We start from the raw sequence: 21,045 nt of genomic DNA, 5'->3' as shown, positions 1-21,045 counted from the left end.
GACCTCCGGCTCGTGGATCGTCTCCGGTCCGAAGGCTCGGGCGTGGTGGGGCCGGACGTGACCGAATCGGACATCGCTGTTCCCTCCTGGCTGCGGACCAATGCCACCTCGTCAGTCGGTGAGCCGGGTGAGCACGAACACCGGGATGACGCGGCTGGTCTTCTCCTGGTAGGTCGCGTAGTCCGGCCACACCTCGACGGCCCGCTGCCACCAGAGCTCACGCTCCTCGCCGGTGACCTCGCGGGCGAGATAATCGTGCTTGTCCGGCCCGTCCTGCAACTCGACGTGCGGATTCGCCACCAGGTTGTGGTACCAGACCGGATGCTTCGGCGCGCCGCCCAGCGACGCCACGACGGCGTACTCGCCCTCGTGCTCCACCCGCATCAACGCGGTTTTGCGCAGCTTGCCGGTCTTGGCGCCGACCGACGTCAGAACGACGACCGGGCGGCCGCGCAACGTGAGTGCGGCGGTGCCGCCGGACTGCTCGTACTTCTCCGCCTGCTGACGCGCCCAGTCGGAGGTGCTCGGTTCGTACTCACCGTTCAAAGGCATGCCGTCGCCAACCCACGTCACGTCCGGAGCTATTCCCCGACGGGGTCTGTTCGCGCCACGCAGATGATGGCCTATGTAATGCACGAGCAAACTCCAGCAACCTCGCAGGGGAGGACCCAACATGGAGCTACGGTTTCTTGGCACGGAGACCCAGGGCGGAGGCTCGCCAACCTTGTACGCAACGGACCGGGGCACGTATGTCGTGCAGGGGTGGAAGGTCGACGTCGACGAGCAGAGCGTGGAGATACCGCACCGACTGCTGCGGCATGTCGAGACGGGCAGCTACCTGGGCTCTCAGATGGTCGACTCCGGGCGGGGGAGCTTCTTCATGTCCGGCCGGGCGGTCACCGACCAGGACGTGCTCGCGCAGATGGACATTCCTGGCCACGAGACATGCGTAGAGGTTCCGAGCAACGAGGAGGTCTGGTTCGGTGGAGTTGCTACAGGGTGAGGCGTTCGACTCCCTGTTCCAGAAGTTCGACCGACTCGCGTTCCATCTGGAAGTGCAGGACACGTACCACACTCCCGGCGAGGCCGAGCCGTTCGGACTGTTCCTGGCGGGCAAGGAAGACGACTTCGCCTGGCATCAGCCGTGGCTCGATGTCGTGCGCACAGCGACGGCGGCAGGGCGAGCCTTCCGACGGGTCCGGGTCGTGACCGTCCCGCACGTCGACTACACCCGCTGGGGCCTCACGGTCGCACCGCACAACATCGGCGCCGGCGAGGACATCCGCTGGCTTCCCCGCCACCTCACCGACGCTTCAGAGCTGACGACCGACGACTACTGGCTGTTCGACGACGACCTCGTGGCGTTCACCGTGTTCGAGCCGGGCGGACGGTTCGCCGGCGGTGCCGTCACGACCGACCCGGTGATCGTGTCGCACTGCCGTGCCGTGCGAGACCGCGCGTGGGCGGCTGCCATTCCGCACCGCACGTATGTTGAAAGCGAGTACGCGTCCGCGTAGAGCTGTACCGTGACGAACTCGATCCACCAGGCGCGCGAGGCGCTGGGGCAGCGGCTGCGCGACCTGCGCAAGGACGCAGGGCTGACCGGCAGGGGCCTCGCGGTGCTTGCCGGTTGGCACAGCTCCAAAGTGTCCAAGATCGAGTACGGACGGCAGACACCCTCCGAAGAGGACATCCACGCCTGGTGCCAGCACACCGGGACGGGTAACCAGCGCGCGGACCTCATCGCCACCGTCCGCAACATCGAGGCCATGTACGTCGAGTGGCGCCGCATGCTCGGCACCGGCACCCGACGGCGCCAACAGGCCTCACAGACGGTCGAGGCCGACACCCGCCTGATGCGCTGGTACGAGCCCACACTCATTCCGGGGCTCCTGCACACTGCCGAATACGCCGAGGCCGTCATGCGGCGTGTGATCGCGTTCTACGACATCCCGGACGACCTCGACGCAGGAGTGACCGCGCGGATGGAGCGGCAACAGACCCTCTACCGGGGCGACCACCGATTCCACTTCATCATCGCGCACCAAGCACTGCTCACGACGGTCGGAAACGACGACGTGATGATCGGGCAACTCGACCGGCTGCTGGCCGTCATGTCCCTGCCCCGCGTCGCGTTCGGCATCATCCCGCCCACAGCGGAGTACCATGTCCCGGCGAACCAGTTCATCATGTTCGACAACCGCCTGGTCCACGTCGAAACCATCTCCGCGGAGCTGACCATCAGCCAACCCCGCGAGATCGCCCTCTACAGCAGAGCATTCGACGAACTCGCCAAACAGGCCGTCGTCGGAGAACCTGCCCGCCAACTCGTCACCTCAGCACTCGAACAGCGACGCAGAGGTTGAGTCGGACTCTGGTCGCATCAAGCCGTAGCCCTTTTCGACGACGGACAGACGAGCATGGCGGCCTGACGGACCGCGCCCTACCGTGGCCGGGCAGCATCGTCGACGTCTCTGAGACGATCACGTCGAAGCCGCCGCGTCCACGCGCCAACGAACGGTCCGCCGAGTGCTGCGAAGGAGTCGCTCGCCATGCCTGAACTGCTCACCGACCAAGAACTGGCCACGATCCTGCGCGACGAGCTCTCCGGCTGGTCACGCGCGGAGGGGTCCATCACCAAGACCTGGAAGCTCAAGGGATTCTTCGGCGCGCTCGTCCTCGCGAACGCGGTCGGGCACGTGTGCAACGCGATGAATCACCACCCGGACCTGTCGGTCCACGACTACAACCAGCTGACGGTCACGCTCACCACCCACGATGCCGGCGGCGTGACCGAGTACGACATCGATGCGGCGCGACGGATCGAGCGAGTAGCCGCGTAGCGCAGAAGAAGCGTGTCCGGCCGTCACTAGGCGAGTGCATGCGTCACCAGGGCTGTAGGGGTGGTGACGCATGGAATTCCATGCGGAACGTGATCATTCTCAGAAGGCGTCATGTGATCACGGGGCAGGTGGCGTCGACGGTGCCGGCGTCGGTCAGGCTGACGGAGACCCGAACTCTGCCGGGGTCCCGTCCGGACGCCACCACCACCGCCAGTATCGTGCACACGACCTGCTCGACTCCGTTCGGGCCGGTCTCGTCGGCGGTGAACGGCAGATGGATGGTGATCCGGTCGCCGGCGTCGACGACACCGGACCGGATGTCGCTGGACGGCAGGTCGCTGTGCAGGCCCGCGTCGACCTCGGTGCCGGACGGTCCGGTCAGCAGCAGTTGAACGGCACTGTGCACCGTGCCCAGCCGGCCGGTGTCACGCGTGCTCGGCCGCAGATCGCCGCTGCCGTCCACGAAGAAGACGGTCGTCCCCGCGGCCAGGCCGGTCGGTGCCTGTCCACTGTCGGTGACTACGCTCGGCCCGATGCCGCACCCGGCGATCGGCATCGTGGCCAGGGCGACGACGAGTAAGGCGCGGCGGAGCCGGTCAACGGTTCTCATCGTCGTCTCCTGCCTCGTCGTCTTCCGCGTCGGCCACGCCCTCCGCGCCGCTTCGCTTCAGCCCGCGGGGGAGCCGGAGCACGAATCGTGCGCCCGCGCCCTGCACGTCGGCGGCCGTCACGTCGCCTCCGTGCAGCCGGGCGTTGGCGCGCGCGATCGACAGCCCCAGCCCGCTGCCGTCGGAGCGGGCGCGCGCGACGTCTGCCTTGTAGAAGCGGACGAACACCTGGTCGGGGTCGCCGTCGGGCAGCCCCGGGCCATGGTCGGTGACCGAGACCGTGACGTCGTCCGCGTCCGCGCGCACGTCGATCACCACCGGCGGCTCCCCGTGGTGCAGTGCGTTGGCGACGAGGGTGGACACCGCCACGTCCAGCCGGCGCGAGTCCACCCGGGCCCGGACCACTCCGGGCACCGTCAGCTCGACCCGCTCGGTCCAGCCTCGGGTGCGCAGCGTGTCGGCGACGGCGCGGCCGATGTCGATCTCCTCGAGGCGCAGCGCCGAGGCGCCCGCGTCGAACCGGGAAATCTCCAGCAGGTCCTCGACCAGCCGGGCGAGCCGGCGCGTCTCGCCGACGGCCATGGTGGTGAGCTCCCGGTCCTGCGGCGAGCGGTCGGCGGCGTCGTTCTCGAGCATCTCCATGACGGAGGTCAGCACGGTCAGCGGGGTGCGCAGCTCGTGTGAGACGTCGCCGACGAACCGTCTCGCCTGCGCCTCCCGGTCGCGCAGTTCACCGACGGTGTGTTCCAGTGTCTCCGCCGTGTGGTTGAACGTGGTGGCCAGCTCGGCCAGCTCGTCGTGCCCGCGCGGAGACAGCCGGGTGTGCAGGTTTCCCGCCGCCAGCTCACGCGCCGATTGTCCGAGCCGCCGCACCGGACGCAACACGCTGCCGGAGATCACCAGCGCGAGGACGGCGGCCACGGGCAGCGCGGCCGCGATCGTCAGCATCACCACCCGCTCCCACCGGTCCAGCTGTTCCTGCGTGGGGCGAAGGTCGCGTACCACGTAGACCCGGACGCCGGAGTCGCGCCGGCTCCCGTCCAGCTCGGTGAGCTGGATCGGCGTTCCGAGCACGAGCTTGGGGCCGGCGTCGGAGACCACGCGCTGGGCGACGACGTCGTCGCCGCCGGCCACAGCGGCGCGGATGTCGTCGCTGAGCAGCCCGAGAGTGTCGCCCGCCGAGGAGGTCAGGCCCTCGAAGGTGATCAGCGCGTCGCCGCCGATCGATCTGCGCAGCTGGTCGAGGTCGCTGCGTTCGGGCGGGTAGCCGATGGCCGGTGCGGCCTGACCGATCTGGTTGCGCAGCGCGTCCACCGCGCGCTGTTGTGTCTCGTCGATCAACGAGCTGCGGGCGGCGGCGTACCCGGCGCCGGACGCGGCCGCGGCGGCAACCGTCGCGACCAGCACGAACGCGAGGACCATGCGAGCGCGCAGGCCGCTGGGCCACCACGACGCGCCGCGCATCCGCGTCCGGGCCGTCACACCGGGCCGAACCGGTAGCCGAAGCCGCGGACCGTCTGGATGAACACGGGCGCGGCCGAGTCGGTCTCGATCTTCGCGCGCAGGCGCTGCACGCCGTTGTCCACCAGCCGGGAGTCGCCGAGGTACCGGTGCTCCCACACCGACTCCAGCAGCTGCTGACGGCTCAGCACCTGCCCGGGCGCGCGCGAGAGCTCCAGCAGCAGCCGCAGCTCCGTCGGTGTCAGGGACACGTCCTGCCCGCCCTTCGTCACGGTCATCGACGCGCGGTCGATGACGAGATCGCCGTGTGTCGCCGTGGCGGTGGGCGCGGCCTCCGATGCTCCGCGGCGCAGCACGGCACGGACCCGCGCGTCGAGCACCCGCGGCTCGATCGGTTTGACGACGTAGTCGTCGGCGCCCGCCTCCAGCCCGCCCACGACGTCGACGTCGTCCCCGCGTGCCGTGAGCATGACGATCGGTACGTTTCCCGCCGCCCGCACCCTCCGGCACACCTCGAACCCGTCCATGCCGGGCAGCATCAGGTCGAGGACGACGAGGTCAGGCGGATTCCGGTGCAACGCGCGCAGCGCATCCTCACCGGTCGCCGCGGCCGTGACGTCGTGCCCGTAGCGATCCATCGCCATGGCGAGGCTGACCCGCACCGGTTCGTCGTCCTCGACCAGCAGAATTCGCGACACGACGTCGAGTATCGGCCAGCCGCCGGGACCGCGGCCACGGGTTCGCCCGGACCGCGACACGGTTGCGACATTCCGTGGACGTGGTGGCGACGGGCGGACGTGAGCGTCGGGGACATGAACAGACACCTCAGTGCCCTCGTCGCCGGTCTCTGCGCTGCGCTGATCGCGGTGGCCGCGTCCGCGTGCTCCACCCGGACCCTTCCGGGCGCTCCTTCAGGTGCCGCGGACGGCGACCGGACGATCTACCTGACGTTCGACGACGGACCCGGCGACGAGACCGCCGACATTCTGGACGTGCTAGGCGAGTACGACGCCAAGGCGGTGTTCTTCGCCCTCGGCCAGAACCTGGCGCACAACAGCGATCTGGGCCGCCGCATCGTGGCCGAGGGGCACGCGCTGGCCAACCACACGTGGAACCACCGCGATCTGACCGAGCTGGACGGGCCCGGCCTCGACCGGGAGCTCGGACGCACGGCCGACCTGGTCGAACAGCTCGGCTCCGGCAGCCGCTGCGTGCGCCCGCCGCACGGCGCGACCGACGAAGAGCTGGAGGCGGAGCTGGACGAGCGCGGTCTGCAACAGGTGCTGTGGAACGTCGACACCCGCGACTGGAAAGCGCCCGAGGTGGGCGGCATCGTCGACCGGTTGTTGCAGGCGGAGCCGGGCGACGTCGTGCTGTTGCACGACGGCGGCGGTGACCGTACGAGGACGGTGGACGCGTTGCGGGAGGCGCTGCCGCGGCTCGCCGACGAGGGGTACGAGTTCGGGATCGTTCCCGGCTGCGGGGACCGGTGACACGGGACCGGCCCTCCCGGACCCCGGACCCGCTCCCCGGACGGCGCGAGCGGACAGGCTACGGCGACGGTGGTGCGGGGCGCTCCGGCGCTGTGTCGCCGAGTCCGAGCAGCAGCGTGCGCAGCAGGCCGGCGAGCTGCTCCTGCTCCTCGGGCCGGAGCGCGGCCAGCAACTGTCGTTCTCTGTCCAGGTGGTCCGCGACGGTGTCGTCGACCACCTGGTGCCCGTGCTCGGTCAGCGTGATCAGCACACTCCGCCGGTTCGTGGGGTCGGTCTCGCGGCTCACCAGGCCCTTCGCCGCGAGCCGGTCGATCCGGTTGGTGATCGCGCCGGAGGTCTTCATGGACGTGCCGACGAGGTCGCCGGCGGTCAACTGGTAGGGATGCCCGGCCCGGCGGAGCGTGGCCAGGATGTCGAACTCGTACCCGCGCAGGCCGTGCGCGGCGAAGTTGTCCTGCATGCCGCGTTCGAGGAATCGCGCCGCCCGGGAGATCCGGCCGACGACGCCCATCGGTGTGTGGTCGAGGTCGGGTCGCTCGGCTCGCCACTGGCCGAGGTACATGTCGACGCTGTCGCCCACCGGAACTACTCCTCAACGTTGAAGTGTTTGACTCTAAGGTACCAGTCGGACTACGCTCCTCAATGTTAAATTGTTCAATGTTGAGGAGTTAGTATGACGGCCCGAACCGACGACGTCGCCGTCACCCCCGGTGACGTCGCCGCCCCGACCCGAACGGCCGGGCTGACCGCGCTCACTGCCCTCGCCCCGCTGACCTGGGGAACCACCTACCTCGTGACCACCGAGCTCCTCCCTCCCGACCGGCCGCTGCTGTCGGGCGCGATCCGGGCGCTGCCCGCCGGCCTGGTGGTGCTCGCGTTCACCCGGACGCTGCCCCGCGGCGACTGGTGGTGGCGCGCCGCCCTGCTCGGCACGCTGAACATCGGCGCGTTCTTCGCGCTGCTGTTCGTCGCGGCCTACCGCCTGCCCGGTGGGGTCGCCGCGACTCTCGGCGCGGTCCAGCCCCTGGTGATCGCCGGAATCGCCGTGGTGTTGCTGAACGAGCGCCCGACGCGCTGGCGGCTCGGCTGGGGCGTCGCCGGCGTGGCCGGCGTCGGGCTGATGGTCCTGCGCGGGCACCTGGGCTTCGATCCGGTCGGCGTCGTGGCCGGGCTCAGTGGCACCGCCGCGATGGCCACCGGTGTGGTGCTGACGAAGCGGTGGGGGCGCCCGGTCGGGCTGCTGACGTTCACCGGCTGGCAGCTGACGGCAGGTGGGCTGTTCCTCGCGCCGATCGCGCTGGTGGTCAAGGGCGCGCCGCCGCCGCTGGACGTGTCCGCGCTCGCCGGGTACGCGTGGCTGGGCGTCGCCGGCACCATGGTCGCGTACGCGCTGTGGTTCCAGGGCGTGGGTCGGCTCCCAGTGGCGCCGACGTCGTTCCTGCCCCTGCTGTCGCCGGCCATGGCCACCGCACTGGGCTGGCTGGTCCTGGACGAGTCGCTGACCCCGGCGCAACTGGCCGGCTTCACCCTCGCGCTGGTGTCGATCGCGGCTGCTCAGCTCACGCCGCGTGCGCTCGGACGGGCGCGGAGGGCCGTCCGATGAACGCGCGCGCCACCCGGAACACCGGACAGATCAACGAAGGGACGACGATGATGCGATTCACGGTGTTCGGAGCCACCGGACAGGTCGGCCGGCGGGTGGTGGCCGAGGCGCTGACCCGCGGGCACGACGTCACCGCGGTTGCCCGGACGTCCGCTCGGACCGCGGAGCTGCCGCGTGGTGCCCGCCCGCGCACGGGCGACGCCTCCGACGCCGCCACCGTGGCGCAGCTCGGCGCCGGCCAGGATGTGGTGATCGGCGCGACCCGCCCGCCCGCCGGCCGGGAGCGTGACCTGGTGTCCACGGCGAAGGCACTGGTCGGCGGGCTCGCCGGAACCGGGACGCGGCTGCTGCTGGTCGGCGGGGCCGCCACGTTGACGGTCCCCGGAGACGGTGGCACGACGGTGCTGGACGACCCGGCGTTCCTACCGGTCGACTACCGGGACATCGCGCTGGCCTGCGCCGAACAGCTCGAGGTGTGCCGCGGCGAGACCACGGTGGACTGGGCGTACCTCAGCCCGCCCGCCATGCTCGCGCCCGGCGCGCGTACCGGCACCTACCGCGTCGGCGGCGACGAGCTGCTGGTGGACGACGCGGGCCGGTCGGCGATCTCGATGGAGGATCTCGCCGTCGCGCTGCTGGACGAGGCCGAGCGGCCGCGGCAGCACCGGCAGAGGTTCACCGTCGCGTACTGATCACGGCCGGCGTGGCCTGCGGCGCGAGATGGCGACCCCGATCAGGCAGACCGCGCCGCCGACGAGGCCGTACGCCGACGGGATCTCCGCCAGGATCAGCCACGAGAGCAGCACCGAGACGGTCGGCACGGCGTACGTCGACGCGGTCAGCCGTCCCGCGGTGGTGCGCTTCAGTGCGTAGGCCCAGGTGCTGAAGCCGATGGCCGTCGGGAACAAGCCGAGGTAGACGGTGGCGAGGATCGGGCCGGCCGAGGCGACACGCAGCTCGTCGATGAGCGCCGGTGCCCACGGCAGCAGCGCCACCGTCGCGATCACGCAGCCGATCCAGGTCGCGGTGAAACCGTCGACGCTGCGCAACGTGATCTTCTGGATCAGCACCCCGCCCGCGTAGAGCACGGCGGCCAGCAGGCACAGCGCGACACCCAGGCCGTCCCGTTCGCCCGAGGAGTCCATCGCGATGACGCCGACCCCGCTGAACGCCACCAGGGAGCCGACGATCAGCGGCCGTGGGAACCCTTCGCCCAGGACCAGCCCGGCGCCGAACGCCACCAGCAGTGGGGCGACGTTGACCAGCAGCGCCGCGGTGCCGGCGTCGACGTGGCGCTCGGCGGTGTTGAGCGCGACCGTGTAGGCGCCGAGCCACAGCACTCCGTAGGCGGCGACCAGCAGCATCGACGTCGGCGACCGGGGCAGGGACCGTTCGCGACCACGCCTGGCCAGCGCCAGCAGGGTGAGGGCCGCGGCCGCGACGGCCAGCCGCAGCAGCGCCATCGGCGCCGGCGACAGCGTGTGCCCGATGTCGCGAATGGCGACGAAGGAGGACGCCCAGAGCACGACGGTGACGCTGGCCGCGGCGGCCGCCTTCTGTCCGTCGGAGAACCGGGCAGGTGTGGTGGGGGTCTGGAGCGTCTCGGTCACGAGAGCCATCGTCACCGAGGCGAATCAACAGCACAAGCGGATATTACTTCACGATTGTTCAGCTCAGCTGTACGATAAGGCGTCATGCTGGATGTCTCCCGTCTGCGGCTGTTGCGCGCCGTCATCGCCACCGGGTCGATCCGCGCCGGAGCCGAGGCGCTGAGCTACACCCCGTCCGCGGTGAGCCAGCAGCTCACCGCGCTGCAGCGCGAGACCGGGCTCCGGCTGTTCGAGCGGGCCGGGCGAGGCATCGAGCCCACCGCGGCCGGGCGCATCCTGGCGACCGAGGCCGAGCCGTTGTTCGAGGAGCTGAGCCGGGTCGAGGGCGTGGTCGGCGACCTACGTGCCGGACGCGTCGGCAGTCTGTCCATCGGTTACTTCGGTTCGGCCGGCGCGGCCTGGCTGCCGACCATCGCGTCCACCCTGCGCGCGGAGTTCCCTGAACTGCGGCTCGACCTGCAGTTGACCGAGTTCGACGGTCCCGGCCCACACGACGTCGACCTCGACATCTTCGTGGAGGCGCGACGGGCCGAACCGCCGACCGCGGTGGACGTGCGCTGGTTGATCGACGACCCGTTCGTCGCCGTCGTCCGTGACGACGATCCGCTGGCCGGGCACGCCGACGTCGCGCTCGCTGACCTGGCCGGCCGGCGCTGGGTGGACAACGATCTCGCCGACGGCGCATGCCGGCGGGTGCTGCTCGAGGCCTGCGCCGAGGCCGGGTTCTCGCCGCAGTTCGCGGTCCAGACGCACGACTACCGCACCGCCATCTCGTTCGTGACGACCGGCATCGGCATCACCGTCGTTCCGGTGCTGGGGGTCGGCGATCTGCCGGCCGGCCTGACCACGGTCTCGATCGTGTCGCCCACACCGGTGCGGCGCATCAACGTCGCCGTGAAGAAGTCGGTCGCCGAGCACCCGGCCGCCCGCCGCACGCTCGACCTTCTCGAAGCGGCCGTGCGCGGCGGCCGGAGCGCGGTGGCCAGGTTGTGATGATTCTGTGACCAGCTCGGATGTTCACTCTCCGGATGGCTGATGGTTGTGTCATGTCACGCATTCCGACCGGATGCGACGTAAGCGGGATGTCCACGACGCAGGTTGGGGTCGCTCTGCACGTGTGACGGACATGGCAGGAGGCAGCCAGCACATGAGACCATCGCGATCTCGAAGCTCGGCGGCGATCGGTGCGAGCGTCACAGCGCTCGCCATGATCGCCGTGGCGATCCCGGCTCAGGCCGACGACCACGAGAACTCGCCCGGAGAGCCGACCATCACGCTTCCGATCAACGACAGCGCCGCCGGCGGCACCTACGACCAGGACTTCACCCGCGCCTACGCGGGCGAGACACCGGACGGCACGCCGGTCTACGTGTACGTGCCGGCCGGCACTCCACTCGACGGCTCCGCCCCCGCAGGGGTCCCGAGCCTCGACCCGCAGTTCGATCACAACCCGGACGACGAGTTCGTGCCGTGCGAGACCGCCACCGCCGGGCAGTTCACCCTGACGCAGGCGCAGATCGACTACGTCGGCGACATGCTCGCCGAGCGGATCGTCGCCGTCGACGAGGAGCACTTCGGCGCCATGGACGCGGCCGACCCGTCCGACCCGGCCAGTGACTCGCTGGTGATGCTCGTCTACAACGTCCAGGACGACGCGTACTACGACTGCGCAGCGACGTCGTACACGGCCGGCTACTTCGCGCCGGACTTCATCGACTCCAGCGGGATGAACACGATCGTCGTGGACGGGCTGGACTGGGCGAACCGGGTCGGCCCGAACGACGCCGAATGGCGTGACGGCGACCCCGCCAACGACCGGCCCGAGCTCTACGAGGGCGTCGTCGCCCACGAGCTCGAGCACCTGCTGCACAACTACGGCGACGGTGGCGAGCTGTCCTGGGTCGACGAGGGCCTGGCCGACCTCGCGGTGTTCCTCAACGGCTTCGACGCCGGCGGCTCGCACCTGAGCAATCACCAGGTGTTCTACGAGGAGACGTCGCTGACCAGGTGGGGTGGCTCGCTGGCCAACTACGGCGCGGCGTTCACCTACTTCCAATACCTGTGGGAGCAGGCGGGCGGCAACGGCGACGGCACCTTCACGCCGGACCAGCAGTACGACGCGGCCGCCGGTGACCTGCTGATCAAGACGATCTTCGAGGAGCAGGCCAACGGCATGGCCGGCGTGCAGAACGCGATCGACACGTTCAACGCCGCCACCGGGTCCGACCTGCGTAGCGCGGAGGCGCTGTTCAAGGACTGGTCCGTCGCCGTGTACCTCGACGACGAGCAGTCGCCCGTCTACGACATCAAGGCGTTCGACTTCGGCGACCCGGAGGACACGTCCTGGACGATGGACATCGCCGACGACACGTTCTGGGGCGGCCGCGGCTCGTACCAGGGCTCGCAGCCGGAGGCGAAGTGGAGCCGGCTGAAGAACCGGCCGGACACCACCGCCGTGCCTTTCGGCATGTCCGTGGAGCGCTTCCGCAACCCCGGGCCGTCCGTCCGCGTCGACTTCGACGGCGACGACCGCACCCAGGTGGCGCCGCACGCCGGTGACACGCACTGGTACGGCGGTTACGAGAGCCAGGCCGACAACGTGCTGAACGTCGACGCCGGCACCTCTCCGAGCACGCTCGACTTCTGGAGCTGGAACTTCATCGAGCAGGGTTGGGACTACGGTTTCGTCGAGGCGCTCGTGGGCGGCGAGTGGGTGACGGTCCCGCTGGTCGACGACGAGGGCAACACCGTCACCACGGACGACGACCCGCACGGCAACAACACCGAGGGCAACGGCCTGACCGGCACGTCGGGCGGTGAGTACTTCGTGGACGACCCGGTCTACGTGCACCTCACGGCGCAGTTGCCCGCCGGCGCCACGGACGTGCGGTTCCGCTACTCGACCGACGCGGCGTACCTCGACACGGGCTGGTTCGTCGACGACGTCCGGGTCGACGGGGCCGAGGCGAGCGTCGACTCCGACGCCGGCCACTGGACGCGGACCACCGGGGTCCAGGAGAACAACTGGACGGTCCAGACCATCGCGGCCTGCGACCTGACCCCGGGGACCACGTTGCCCGGCGAGTCGAGCGACGGCGCCGGAAACCACGTGTACCGGTTCGAAGGTGACGCGTTCGAGCAGGGCGGACTGGAGACCAAGTGCGCCAACGGCAACCAGGACGACTTCGCGGTCACCATCTCCAACCTGCCGACCGGTGACCTGACGTTCTTGGACGCGGATTACACGTTCCGCGTCGCGAACACCGGAAACACGAAGTAAGACCGGACCGGGACCACTCCGCACCTCATGATCATCAACGATCGTCCGTGCCATGTCGCGGAGCATCGTTGATGATCATGAGGGCTCCGGGCCCCAGATCTCGTCGAACAGCGCCGCGTCCAGCGGCAACAGCCAGCACGCCTCGATGCGAAGCTCGCGGAGCCCGTACAACCCGACCGTCGACCATCGCCGCTGCTCGCCGCCGACGACGGCGGTGCCGTCCGTCAGCGCGGCGACCTTGTCGCCAGAGCCGACGAGCACGTCGGCCCGGTGCATGCGGAAGGTCCGGGAGGCGAGGTCACGGCGCCGGGTGAAGTAGGCGAAGACCTCGTCGAGGCCGCGATAGGTCCCCGCGATGCGGTTGCGCCCCGGTACGGTCCAGACGACGTCCTCGGTCAGCAGGTGACGCAGCGCCGTGCCGTCGCCGCCGGCGTAGAACGTGTTCTGCGCCGCATGAAGGTCGTCGAGCAGCCGCGTCGCCGTTGGCTGGTCCATGGCACCGGATACTCGCACGTCTCGGTCGTGCGCTGAGAGCGGACCGAATTGACCTGAACTTTAGTTTGGGTTTTACCGTCGTCCCACGTTGCATCGAACAGCGTCCGAACGAGGGAGTGAGCGCATGCGTGCGGTACAGGTGACACGATTCGGCGGTCCGGAGGTGCTGGCTGTTGCCGGGCTCGCCAACCCCGTCGCCGAGCCCGGTCAGGTGGTGGTGGACGTCGACGCGGTCGAAGTGCTCTTCCTCGACACACAGTGTCGCGCCGGTTGGGGGCAGGAGTACTTCTCGTTCCAGCCGCCGTACGTCCCCGGCACCGGAGTCGTCGGTGTGGTGACCGCGCTCGGCGACGGGGTGGACGAGCGGTGGCGCGGGCGCAGCGTCGTGGTGCGCACGGGTGACGGCGGCGCTTACGTCGAGCGCGTCGCGGTGGCGGCCGGCGATCTCTTCGAGGTGCCGGCGGCGCTGGACGGGCACGCCGCGCTGGCTGCGCTGCACGACGGCCCCACAGCGCTGAGCAGGTTCGAGAACAGCGGCATCGAGAAGGGTTCGAGGGTGCTCGTCACGGCCGCGGCGGGCAGCCTCGGCAGCTGGCTCGTCCCGCTGGCCCACGCCGCCGGCGCGCACGTCGTCGCCGCCGTCCGCGGCGAAGCCAAACAACGGCTGGCGCTCGAACATGGCGCGGACGCCGTCGTCGACTACTCCGAGCCGGACTGGGGCGACAAGGTGCGTGCCGAGACCGGCGGGAACGGCGTCGACGTGGTGTTCGACGGCGTGGGCGGGGCCGTTGGTGGTTCCGCCTACCGGGTGACCGCAGACGGCAGCCGGTTCTTCTCGTACGGGGCCGCCAGCGGCGACTTCGCCGAGATCGACCCGGACGACGCGGCACGGCGCGGCATCACCGTCGTCGGTATCGGTCAACTCACCCCGGACCAGTGGACGCGGCTGACCGAGCAGGCACTCGAGGAGCTCGCGTCCGGCAACGTCACCGCGGTGATCGGTCAGATGGTGCCGCTCGAACGTGCCGGCGACGCGCACGCCGCGATCGAGGCCCGCACCGTCCTGGGGAAGACCGTGCTGACCGTGGACCGGCAGTGATGCGTGCTGCGTGCAGGTCGCGTGCTGCGCGAACACGCATGATCACCGGTTCTGGAAATCGAACCGCGGCGCCGACTCGGTGAGCATGGCGGTCGCGGCGGTCTGTGCCCAGACGGCGGCGACCTCGTCGGCGACCGTCGTGACGAGGCGTTCGACGTCGGTGGCCGCGCCGTCGTGCATGCCCTCGGCGACGATCAGCACATCGGTCGTGGCCTCGCGCACCGCGGAGAGGCCGCTCTGCCGGTTCGTCCACCGCCGCGCGTGCGCGCTGCCCGCGGCGTCGGCGAAGATCACCTCGCCGGCGTCGGGATGTTCGGTCGAGCCGGTGAACGTCTCGTAGGTCTCGTCGCCGGTGGCGCGCCGGACGTCGACGTACCCGTCGATCCGGGCGAGGTCGAACACGGCCACCGGAACCGCATACGCCAGCGACATCGCGTTGCAGACGTCGATCAGCGGGTGGATCCGCGGCAGCCGGCCTTCCTTGCGGAACCGCCGCAACAGCGACTCCGCCGCGCAGCGGTACTGCGTGGACTTCAGGCCCATCGCGGTGAACGTGCGCCGCCACGCCTGGATCTCGGGGAACTCGCTCTCGGGTGTCACCGCGAGGCGGGACTCGGCGATCGCGGTGAACGCGGCGGCGCGCTCGTCGACGGTGACGTCGGGCGTGATGCCTCCGGCGACGACCGCTCCGGCGGCGAGCTCCGGGAAGTCACGCCGGAGCTCGGGTGCGTGCTGGACGTGCAACGGCCCCTCCTTCGCACGGATACGTAGCACGAGACGACATGGACTCAGCGTTCCGCCAGGGCGAGGCGGACTCCGAGTGCGACGAACGCGCCCGCGAAGGTGCGGCGCATCCAGGTCAGCACCCGCGGGCGCGAGATGACGTGGTGGCGCACCAACGAGGCCAGCTTCGCGTAGCCGACGAAGACCACGAACGTCAGGGCCATGAACACCGCGCTGAGCTGGATCATCGGCAGCACCGGATTGGACGCGCCCGCGTGGACGAACTGCGGTAGGAACGCGAAGAAGAAGATCGTCAACTTCGGGTTGAGGATGTTGATGAGCACGCCGGACGTGACGACCCTCGCCGTGGACCGTGTTTCGGTGTCCGGGCTCACCGTCAGCGTCCCGGTCTCGCGCAGCATGCTCCACGCCAGGTAGAGCAGGTACGCGACGCCCAGGTACTTGAGCACCTGGAACGCGAGCGCGCTGGTGTGCAGCAGCGCCGCCAGCCCGGTGATCGCGGCCATCATGTGCGGGACGATGCCGAGTGTGCAGCCGACCGCGGCGACGACACCGGCACGGGTGCCCCGGGTGAGGCCCGCGCCCATCGTGTACAGCACGCCCGTTCCGGGTGTGAGCACGACGACCAGTGACGTCAGGAAGAACTCGATGCTCACGGCTCGCCTCCGCTGGTCGTTGGCTCGGACCGTTCTTCGCGTGCTCGCACCCCGGACGGTGTGAGACCCGGTCGCGCGGGACGGGCCAGGGTTGCGGGGAGCCCCGGGCTCGTCCGTTCGAAGGGTACCGGGTTCGGCGCGGCCGGCGACGGTGACGGCCGCTCAGAGGCCCAGGCGCGCGGCCGTCGTGTGCGCGCCGTCGTTACTGACGATGGCGACTGGTCGACGGTTGTCCGCCTCGGTGCTCCGAGCCGGGTGGAGCGTGGCCAGGTGGATGTCGCCGCGACGCGTCACGGCGCCAAGCCGTCTGCAGCTGTGGTGATTGCCCCCGAAGTCACGTGGCGCGGTCGGGTGTGGCTCAATTGCGTCACGTGAGACGAAACGATGCGCTGGCCCGGCAGGTGGGCGATGAGTGACGAACGCTGCCAGGTGTGTGGAGGGCCGCTGCCGGCCCGGTCCGAACGGCGCGGACGTTCGTCGCTGTACTGCTCGCCGGCGTGCCGGCAGAAGGCGTACCGGTCCCGTCGCACGTCCGCGACCGGCGACGTGCACGAGCTGATCGCCGAGGTCGAACGACGGGTCCGGGCGCTGGAGCCTCGAGTGCCGGACACGTTCTACGGCGACGTGACGGACCTGTCGTCGTCGGTGGGCCGGTTGCGTCGCATCGCCCGGGTCGCGCGCGATGCCGCAGCCGGCGGCACGGGCGATGCTGATTCCGTCACGCCAACGTCCGTGACGGAAACCGGCGAGACGGCCGGTGACGAAGCTGCGACCATGCTGTCGGGAGACGAGTGGGCCTTCGCCGGCCTGGTTGAGCAGTACCGACGTGAGCTGCAGGTGCACTGCTACCGGATGGTCGGTTCGTACGACGACTCCGACGACCTGGTGCAGGAGACGCTGCTGCGTGCATGGCGGAACCGGGACGGGTTCGAAGGACGCTCCACCGTCCGGGCATGGCTGTACCGCATCGCCACGAATGCGTGCCTGGACTTCCTGCGCCGCACCAAGCGGCAGCCGGAACGGTACGAGCCCGTCCCGGGGATCGACTCCGGCCACGGCGACCCGCCGCCGAAGGTGACCTGGCTGCAGCCGTATCCGGAGGAGGCGCTCTCGCAGCTGTCCACCGCCGAGGCGCAACCGGACGACGTGGCCGAGTCGCGCGAGACCATCGAGCTGGCGTTCCTGGTGGCCATCCAGCATCTGCCGCCGAAGCAGCGCGCCGTGCTGATCCTGCGTGACGTGCTCGACTGGTCCGCCGTGGACACTGCGGCGCTACTCGAGATGAGCGTGGCCTCGGTCAACAGCGCACTGCAGCGGGCGCGGCCGACCATGCGCGAGTACCTGCCGAAGCACGGCGCCGGCGTCGACTGGTCCGGCGTGACCCGGCCCACCGGCACCGAACGTGAGGTCCTGCAGCGCTACATCGACGCCTCGGACCGTGCCGACATCTCCGCCATGGCCGACCTGCTCAGCCCGGATGTCGTGCTGACGATGCCGCCCAACCCGTTCTGGTTCGTCAGCCGGGACGCGATGGTGTCGTTCATCACGCCGTCGGCCGATCCGGCGTCGCCGCAGTTCCTGGGGGACTGGTGGCACGTGCCCACGGTCGCGAACAGCATGCCGGCGGCGGCCGGGTACGTGCGCCGGCCGGGCACGGCCGTTTACCGCGCCCAGGTCCTCGATGTGCTGCGCATCGTGGATGGTGCCGTCGTCGAGATCACCGCGTTCGAGCCGCATCTGTTCCCCGCATTCGGGCTGCCGATGAAGCTCAGCGACCCGCCCTCCTCGCGTTGAGCGCGGAGAAGTTCGGCTCCAGCGGGTGAAATGTCCGATCCTCGGCCGAAGAACTGCACGATCAACACAGGCGGGAGCGATGAGTCGGCGGCGTCCCGTGCGTCTCAATGGTCGACCGTCACGCGCACCGGGCGTGTGACACCAACCGAGACTTCACGGAGGCGACCATGTTGCTGCAGAACAAGAACGCGATCATCTACGGCGCCGGCGGGTCGATCGGCGCGGGCGTGGCCGAGGCGTTCGCCGCCGAGGGCGCGACCGTCCACCTCGCGGGCAGGACACGGGAGCCGCTGGAGACGGTGCGCACGCGCATCGAAGCCGCCGGCGGCGCCGCGCACGTGGAGACGGTCGACGCGCTCGACGAGGAGGCCGTCGACCGGCACGCTGCCGCGGTGGCGGCCGACGCGGGCGGCATCGACGTCTCGTTCAACCTGGTCACCCGCGGCGACGTCCAGGGGATGCCGCTGGCCGAGATGACGCCCGAGGACGTGCTCCGCCCGGTCGTCAACGGCGTGACGGCGAACTTCCTCACCGCTCGAGCGGCTGCCCGGCACATGACCGAGCGGGGTTCGGGTGTCATTCTCGCGCTCAACAGCGGGTCGGCGAACGGCAGCCCGATGATGGGTGGCACCGGCCTGGCCGACGGAGCCACCGACACGCTGGTGCGCAACCTGGCCGCGGAGCTCGGGCCCGCCGGCGTGCGCGCGGTGGGTATCTGGACGGCGGGGCTGCCCGAGACGATGTCGCCGGAGAAACTCGCGCCGTTCATGGGTGGTCAGCAGATGGACGACGACGCGTTCCGCGGGCTCGTGCAGAACCTCGACTCGATGCGGATGACCAAGCGCTCACCCACCGTCGCGGAGGTCGCCGCGACGGCGGCGTTCCTGGCTTCGGACCGGGCCGGCGCCATCACCGGGACGTTCGTCAACGCCACCAGCGGCATGATCACCGCCTAGCGGTCAGCGCCACTCCCATGATCATCGGCAGTTACCGGCCATATGGCCCGGAAACTGCCGATGATCATCGGGAGGCGAGGCGTCAGGGGACGTAGTTGAAGTAGTCGGGGTGCGGGCCGGTCCGCTCGTCGCGGTCGAGGCCGGCGATCGTCGTGATCTCGTCGTCGCTGAGCTCGAAGTCGAACACGGCCGCGTTCTGCTCGACGCGGCTGCGGGTCACCGACTTGGGGAAGACGATGTCGCCGCGCTGCAGGTGCCACCGCAGCGTCACCTGCGCCGCGGTCTTGCCGTGCCGCTCGGCGATCTTCCCGATGACGGGGTCGTCGAGGACCTTGCCCTTGGCGATCGGCGCCCACGCCTCGGTGGCGATTCCGTGCTCGGTGCCGAAGGCGCGCACGTCGTCCTGGACGAGATACGGGTGGACCTCGATCTGGTTGACCGCAGGGACGATCTCGGTCTCGTCCAGCAGACGCTGCAGGTGGTGCGGCTGGAAGTTCGACACGCCGACGGCGCGGCATCGGCCGGAGCGGGAGATCTCCTCCATGGCGCGCCACGTCTCGACGTAGTCGCCGACCTCCGGCAGCGGCCAGTGGATCAGGAACAGGTCGACGTAGTCGATGTCCAGCTCCTGGACGGTCCGGTCGAAGGCGCTCAGCGCATCGTCGTAGGCGTGGAAGCTGTTGTTCAGCTTGCTGGTCACGAAGACCTCGGAGCGGTCGAGGCCGGACTGCCGGACGGCCTCGCCGACCTCCTTCTCGTTGCCGTACATCTGCGCGGTGTCGATGTGGCGGTAGCCCACGTCGAGCGCGGTCAACGTGGCGTCCTTGGTGTCCTCGGGCTCGATCTGGAACGTCCCGAAGCCAAGCTGCGGGATGGTGATGCCGTTGTTCAGGGTGACGTCGGGAATCGCGATCATGCGGGGACGTGGTCCTTCCTTGTTCGTCGTCGGTCGCACGCGGGTGACACCGGTGCCGGTACGTCGTGTCGGCGGGAACGCCTCGGTGCGGTGATGCGTACCCGCGTCGCGAAAGGGCATACCCGGCTGCGGCTGTGCGCCCGGCATGGTGGTGTCACCACCATGGTCCCGCACCGAGCCTGGCGCTGTCGCGGTGGTCGGCCGACTTCGCCGCCCCTCACCAGCTGGGGCTACCTCGCGCCGTTCGTCGGACGACGGCAACTACGTGCGGTGCTCCGCGTGCCCTCGCGTTCGCCACGGTGGGCGGAGGGCTCAGGGCAGGTCGGCGGCGCGACCCAGCGGAACGGCCGACGGCCGCTCGCAGGTGCTGGCGACGTCGACCGCGACGCCGTCGGCCGCGGACCGAAGCAGGGACTCCATCACGTCCAGGACGTGCAACGCGACGGCACCGTCCGTGCGCGGCGTGGCGCCGGAGGGCGTGCCGGCCAGGTCGGCGATACCGCAGCCGCGGGAGCCGTCCAGGTAACCGGCGCTCACCGGTAGCACCTGCCAGTCGTCGTCGCCCGGGCGGCGCAGTGACGTGTCTCCGGCGAAGGTGTCGGGTCGGGCACGATGAGCGAGCCGTGTTCACCGTGGACCTCGAGGTTGGAGGCGCGGGTGGCGACGGTGTCGAAGCTCATGATGATCGTCGAGATGGCGCCGGAGGCATGCACCAGAGCGCCACTGACATGGGTGTCCACCTCGACCGGGACGGACACCCCGGCGCGTGCGCCGGAGCCGATGGTCCGTTCCGGGCGCGGGCGTCCCGCGGTGCCGGTCACCCTGGTGACGGGCCCGAGCAGCGTGACCGGGGCGGTGACGTAGTAGGGGCCCATGTCGAACAGCGGGCCGCCGCCGGGCAGGTAGTAGAAGTCCGGGCTGGGGTGCCAGCTCTCGGGTCCGGAGTTCGCCATGACGGCGCTGGCGGCGACCGGCACTCCGATGGATCCGTCGTCGATGGCCCGGCGCGCCGTCTGGATTCCGGTGCCGAGCACGGTGTCGGGGGCACAGCCGACGCGCACCCCGGCCTGGTCGGCGGCGGCCAGCACCTCCGTGGCCTGCGCGACCGTGGTGGCCAGCGGTTTCTCGCCGTAGACGTGCTTGCCCGCGGCGACGGCCTTGCCGGCGACGTCGGCGTGCGCTGCCGGCACGGTCAGGTTCAGGACGAGGTCGATGTCGGGCGCGACGACGAGTTCGTCCGGCGTCACGGCACGGGTGCCCGGGCGTTCGGCGGCGACGGCGCCCGCCCGGTCCGGATCGAGATCGGCGACCGCGGCCAGCCGCAGGGACGGCAGTGTGTCGAAGGTGTCGAGGTACTGCGCGGAGATGGCGCCCGCGCCGATGATGCCAACGGTCAGCGGCTCGCCCACAGCATGCCCCTTTCGATGACGGTACGGACGTGCGTCTTCGGCGGGCGGTGAGCGGCGCGCGTCCGGGCAGCAGGTTAC

The 21,045-nt window shown here is 70.2% G+C and carries 22 protein-coding genes and 1 pseudogene; 12 read left to right on the top strand and 11 right to left on the bottom strand.

Annotated features, from left to right (window positions below; all coding sequences use genetic code 11):
- Positions 1 to 111 precede the first annotated feature (111 nt).
- On the bottom strand, positions 112 to 552 hold the full coding sequence (locus tag CLV30_RS17180; RefSeq protein ID WP_106538450.1) for a nitroreductase family deazaflavin-dependent oxidoreductase: 441 nt from the start codon (positions 550 to 552) through the stop codon (positions 112 to 114).
- Between the two features lie 172 nt (positions 553 to 724).
- Between CLV30_RS17180 and CLV30_RS17175 the strand changes: the two genes are divergently transcribed.
- From CLV30_RS17175 to CLV30_RS17160, 4 genes are all read left to right on the top strand, one after another.
- Positions 725 to 1,003 carry a hypothetical protein gene (locus CLV30_RS17175; RefSeq protein ID WP_205741050.1) on the top strand — a complete coding sequence of 93 codons (279 nt, stop codon included), beginning with the start codon at positions 725 to 727 and terminating at the stop codon, positions 1,001 to 1,003.
- Positions 984 to 1,517 carry a DUF6879 family protein gene (locus CLV30_RS17170; protein WP_106538448.1) on the top strand — a complete coding sequence of 178 codons (534 nt, stop codon included), beginning with the start codon at positions 984 to 986 and terminating at the stop codon, positions 1,515 to 1,517. The genes CLV30_RS17175 and CLV30_RS17170 overlap by 20 nt, the downstream gene beginning before the upstream one ends.
- 9 nt (positions 1,518 to 1,526) lie before the next feature.
- On the top strand, positions 1,527 to 2,366 hold the full coding sequence (locus CLV30_RS17165) for a helix-turn-helix domain-containing protein (RefSeq protein WP_106538447.1): 840 nt from the start codon (positions 1,527 to 1,529) through the stop codon (positions 2,364 to 2,366).
- Positions 2,367 to 2,552: 186 nt separating this feature from the next.
- Positions 2,553 to 2,843 (top strand): 4a-hydroxytetrahydrobiopterin dehydratase, encoded by a 291-nt coding sequence (locus CLV30_RS17160; RefSeq protein WP_106538446.1) that lies wholly within the window; start codon positions 2,553 to 2,555, stop codon positions 2,841 to 2,843.
- A gap of 109 nt (positions 2,844 to 2,952) precedes the next feature.
- Here CLV30_RS17160 and CLV30_RS17155 read toward each other — a convergent pair whose 3' ends face one another.
- The 3 genes from CLV30_RS17155 to CLV30_RS17145 are packed head-to-tail and all read right to left on the bottom strand — an operon-like array spanning position 2,953 to position 5,610.
- On the bottom strand, positions 2,953 to 3,453 hold the full coding sequence (locus tag CLV30_RS17155; protein WP_106538445.1) for a hypothetical protein: 501 nt from the start codon (positions 3,451 to 3,453) through the stop codon (positions 2,953 to 2,955).
- Positions 3,440 to 4,933, bottom strand: a complete 1,494-nt coding sequence (locus CLV30_RS17150) for a sensor histidine kinase (protein WP_205741049.1) — start codon at positions 4,931 to 4,933, stop codon at positions 3,440 to 3,442. The genes CLV30_RS17155 and CLV30_RS17150 overlap by 14 nt, the downstream gene beginning before the upstream one ends.
- Complete coding sequence (locus CLV30_RS17145; protein WP_106538513.1) at positions 4,930 to 5,610, bottom strand: response regulator transcription factor; 681 nt, start codon at positions 5,608 to 5,610, stop codon at positions 4,930 to 4,932. Before CLV30_RS17145 ends, CLV30_RS17150 begins: the two co-directional genes overlap by 4 nt.
- Before the next feature lie 114 nt (positions 5,611 to 5,724).
- Here CLV30_RS17145 and CLV30_RS17140 point away from each other — a divergent pair, with 114 nt between their 5' ends.
- Positions 5,725 to 6,405 carry a polysaccharide deacetylase family protein gene (locus CLV30_RS17140; protein WP_129711092.1) on the top strand — a complete coding sequence of 227 codons (681 nt, stop codon included), beginning with the start codon at positions 5,725 to 5,727 and terminating at the stop codon, positions 6,403 to 6,405.
- Between the two features lie 58 nt (positions 6,406 to 6,463).
- Here the strand turns inward: CLV30_RS17140 and CLV30_RS17135 are convergent, their stop codons facing one another.
- A complete protein-coding gene (locus CLV30_RS17135) occupies positions 6,464 to 6,985 on the bottom strand; it encodes a MarR family winged helix-turn-helix transcriptional regulator (protein ID WP_106538443.1) in 522 nt (173 codons plus the stop codon).
- A gap of 93 nt (positions 6,986 to 7,078) precedes the next feature.
- On the opposite strand from CLV30_RS17135, the gene CLV30_RS17130 reads away from it, so the two are divergent.
- Both CLV30_RS17130 and CLV30_RS17125 read left to right on the top strand, forming a co-directional pair.
- A complete protein-coding gene (locus CLV30_RS17130; RefSeq protein WP_106538442.1) occupies positions 7,079 to 8,008 on the top strand; it encodes an EamA family transporter in 930 nt (309 codons plus the stop codon).
- A gap of 50 nt (positions 8,009 to 8,058) precedes the next feature.
- Positions 8,059 to 8,700, top strand: coding sequence for an NAD(P)-dependent oxidoreductase (locus CLV30_RS17125; protein WP_106538512.1), 642 nt, complete (start codon positions 8,059 to 8,061; stop codon positions 8,698 to 8,700).
- Here CLV30_RS17125 and CLV30_RS17120 read toward each other — a convergent pair whose 3' ends face one another.
- Positions 8,701 to 9,627 carry a DMT family transporter gene (locus CLV30_RS17120; RefSeq protein WP_106538511.1) on the bottom strand — a complete coding sequence of 309 codons (927 nt, stop codon included), beginning with the start codon at positions 9,625 to 9,627 and terminating at the stop codon, positions 8,701 to 8,703.
- Positions 9,628 to 9,702: 75 nt separating this feature from the next.
- Between CLV30_RS17120 and CLV30_RS17115 the strand changes: the two genes are divergently transcribed.
- Both CLV30_RS17115 and CLV30_RS17110 read left to right on the top strand, forming a co-directional pair.
- Positions 9,703 to 10,611 carry a LysR family transcriptional regulator gene (locus CLV30_RS17115; protein WP_106538441.1) on the top strand — a complete coding sequence of 303 codons (909 nt, stop codon included), beginning with the start codon at positions 9,703 to 9,705 and terminating at the stop codon, positions 10,609 to 10,611.
- A gap of 154 nt (positions 10,612 to 10,765) precedes the next feature.
- Positions 10,766 to 12,898, top strand: a complete 2,133-nt coding sequence (locus CLV30_RS17110) for a M6 family metallopeptidase (protein ID WP_129711091.1) — start codon at positions 10,766 to 10,768, stop codon at positions 12,896 to 12,898.
- A 75-nt stretch (positions 12,899 to 12,973) separates the two neighbouring features.
- Here the strand turns inward: CLV30_RS17110 and CLV30_RS17105 are convergent, their stop codons facing one another.
- Entirely contained in the window at positions 12,974 to 13,393 is a 420-nt protein-coding gene (locus CLV30_RS17105) for a nuclear transport factor 2 family protein (RefSeq protein WP_106538439.1), read from the bottom strand.
- Between the two features lie 124 nt (positions 13,394 to 13,517).
- Here CLV30_RS17105 and CLV30_RS17100 point away from each other — a divergent pair, with 124 nt between their 5' ends.
- Positions 13,518 to 14,492 (top strand): zinc-binding dehydrogenase, encoded by a 975-nt coding sequence (locus CLV30_RS17100; protein WP_106538438.1) that lies wholly within the window; start codon positions 13,518 to 13,520, stop codon positions 14,490 to 14,492.
- Positions 14,493 to 14,534: 42 nt separating this feature from the next.
- On the opposite strand, the gene CLV30_RS17095 is transcribed toward CLV30_RS17100, so the two are convergent.
- Both CLV30_RS17095 and CLV30_RS17090 read right to left on the bottom strand, forming a co-directional pair.
- Positions 14,535 to 15,236 (bottom strand): B3/B4 domain-containing protein, encoded by a 702-nt coding sequence (locus CLV30_RS17095; RefSeq protein WP_106538437.1) that lies wholly within the window; start codon positions 15,234 to 15,236, stop codon positions 14,535 to 14,537.
- A gap of 44 nt (positions 15,237 to 15,280) precedes the next feature.
- A complete protein-coding gene (locus tag CLV30_RS17090; RefSeq protein WP_106538436.1) occupies positions 15,281 to 15,892 on the bottom strand; it encodes a LysE family translocator in 612 nt (203 codons plus the stop codon).
- 408 nt (positions 15,893 to 16,300) lie between these two features.
- Between CLV30_RS17090 and CLV30_RS17080 the strand changes: the two genes are divergently transcribed.
- The gene (locus tag CLV30_RS17080; protein WP_106538435.1) at positions 16,301 to 17,686 is read left to right on the top strand and encodes a sigma-70 family RNA polymerase sigma factor; all 1,386 of its coding nucleotides are present in this window, start codon (positions 16,301 to 16,303) and stop codon (positions 17,684 to 17,686) included.
- 167 nt (positions 17,687 to 17,853) lie between these two features.
- The gene (locus CLV30_RS17075) at positions 17,854 to 18,642 is read left to right on the top strand and encodes an SDR family NAD(P)-dependent oxidoreductase (RefSeq protein WP_106538510.1); all 789 of its coding nucleotides are present in this window, start codon (positions 17,854 to 17,856) and stop codon (positions 18,640 to 18,642) included.
- Positions 18,643 to 18,724: 82 nt separating this feature from the next.
- Here CLV30_RS17075 and CLV30_RS17070 read toward each other — a convergent pair whose 3' ends face one another.
- On the bottom strand, positions 18,725 to 19,558 hold the full coding sequence (locus CLV30_RS17070; RefSeq protein ID WP_106538434.1) for an aldo/keto reductase: 834 nt from the start codon (positions 19,556 to 19,558) through the stop codon (positions 18,725 to 18,727).
- A 312-nt stretch (positions 19,559 to 19,870) separates the two neighbouring features.
- Positions 19,871 to 20,967, bottom strand: a pseudogene (locus tag CLV30_RS17065) (Gfo/Idh/MocA family protein).
- Between the last annotated feature and the right edge of the window lie 78 nt (positions 20,968 to 21,045).

Origin of the sequence: Haloactinopolyspora alba, from assembly GCF_003014555.1 — a bacterium.
Classification (GTDB): Bacteria; Actinomycetota; Actinomycetes; order Jiangellales; family Jiangellaceae; genus Haloactinopolyspora; species Haloactinopolyspora alba.
This window is presented reverse-complemented; position numbering and strand designations above follow the sequence as displayed.

Excerpts from the sequence above, each read along its gene's own strand:
- CLV30_RS17180 (WP_106538450.1), bottom strand. The coding sequence starts at position 552 with ATGCCTTTGAACGGTGAGTACGAACCGAGCACCTCCGACTGGGCGCGT.
- CLV30_RS17160 (WP_106538446.1), top strand. The coding sequence starts at position 2,553 with ATGCCTGAACTGCTCACCGACCAAGAACTGGCCACGATCCTGCGCGAC.
- CLV30_RS17155 (WP_106538445.1), bottom strand. The coding sequence starts at position 3,453 with ATGAGAACCGTTGACCGGCTCCGCCGCGCCTTACTCGTCGTCGCCCTG.
- CLV30_RS17140 (WP_129711092.1), top strand. The coding sequence starts at position 5,725 with ATGAACAGACACCTCAGTGCCCTCGTCGCCGGTCTCTGCGCTGCGCTG.
- CLV30_RS17130 (WP_106538442.1), top strand. The coding sequence starts at position 7,079 with ATGACGGCCCGAACCGACGACGTCGCCGTCACCCCCGGTGACGTCGCC.
- CLV30_RS17125 (WP_106538512.1), top strand. The coding sequence starts at position 8,059 with ATGCGATTCACGGTGTTCGGAGCCACCGGACAGGTCGGCCGGCGGGTG.
- CLV30_RS17120 (WP_106538511.1), bottom strand. The coding sequence starts at position 9,627 with ATGGCTCTCGTGACCGAGACGCTCCAGACCCCCACCACACCTGCCCGG.
- CLV30_RS17115 (WP_106538441.1), top strand. The coding sequence starts at position 9,703 with ATGCTGGATGTCTCCCGTCTGCGGCTGTTGCGCGCCGTCATCGCCACC.
- CLV30_RS17110 (WP_129711091.1), top strand. The coding sequence starts at position 10,766 with ATGAGACCATCGCGATCTCGAAGCTCGGCGGCGATCGGTGCGAGCGTC.
- CLV30_RS17105 (WP_106538439.1), bottom strand. The coding sequence starts at position 13,393 with ATGGACCAGCCAACGGCGACGCGGCTGCTCGACGACCTTCATGCGGCG.
- CLV30_RS17100 (WP_106538438.1), top strand. The coding sequence starts at position 13,518 with ATGCGTGCGGTACAGGTGACACGATTCGGCGGTCCGGAGGTGCTGGCT.
- CLV30_RS17080 (WP_106538435.1), top strand. The coding sequence starts at position 16,301 with ATGAGTGACGAACGCTGCCAGGTGTGTGGAGGGCCGCTGCCGGCCCGG.
- CLV30_RS17075 (WP_106538510.1), top strand. The coding sequence starts at position 17,854 with ATGTTGCTGCAGAACAAGAACGCGATCATCTACGGCGCCGGCGGGTCG.
- CLV30_RS17070 (WP_106538434.1), bottom strand. The coding sequence starts at position 19,558 with ATGATCGCGATTCCCGACGTCACCCTGAACAACGGCATCACCATCCCG.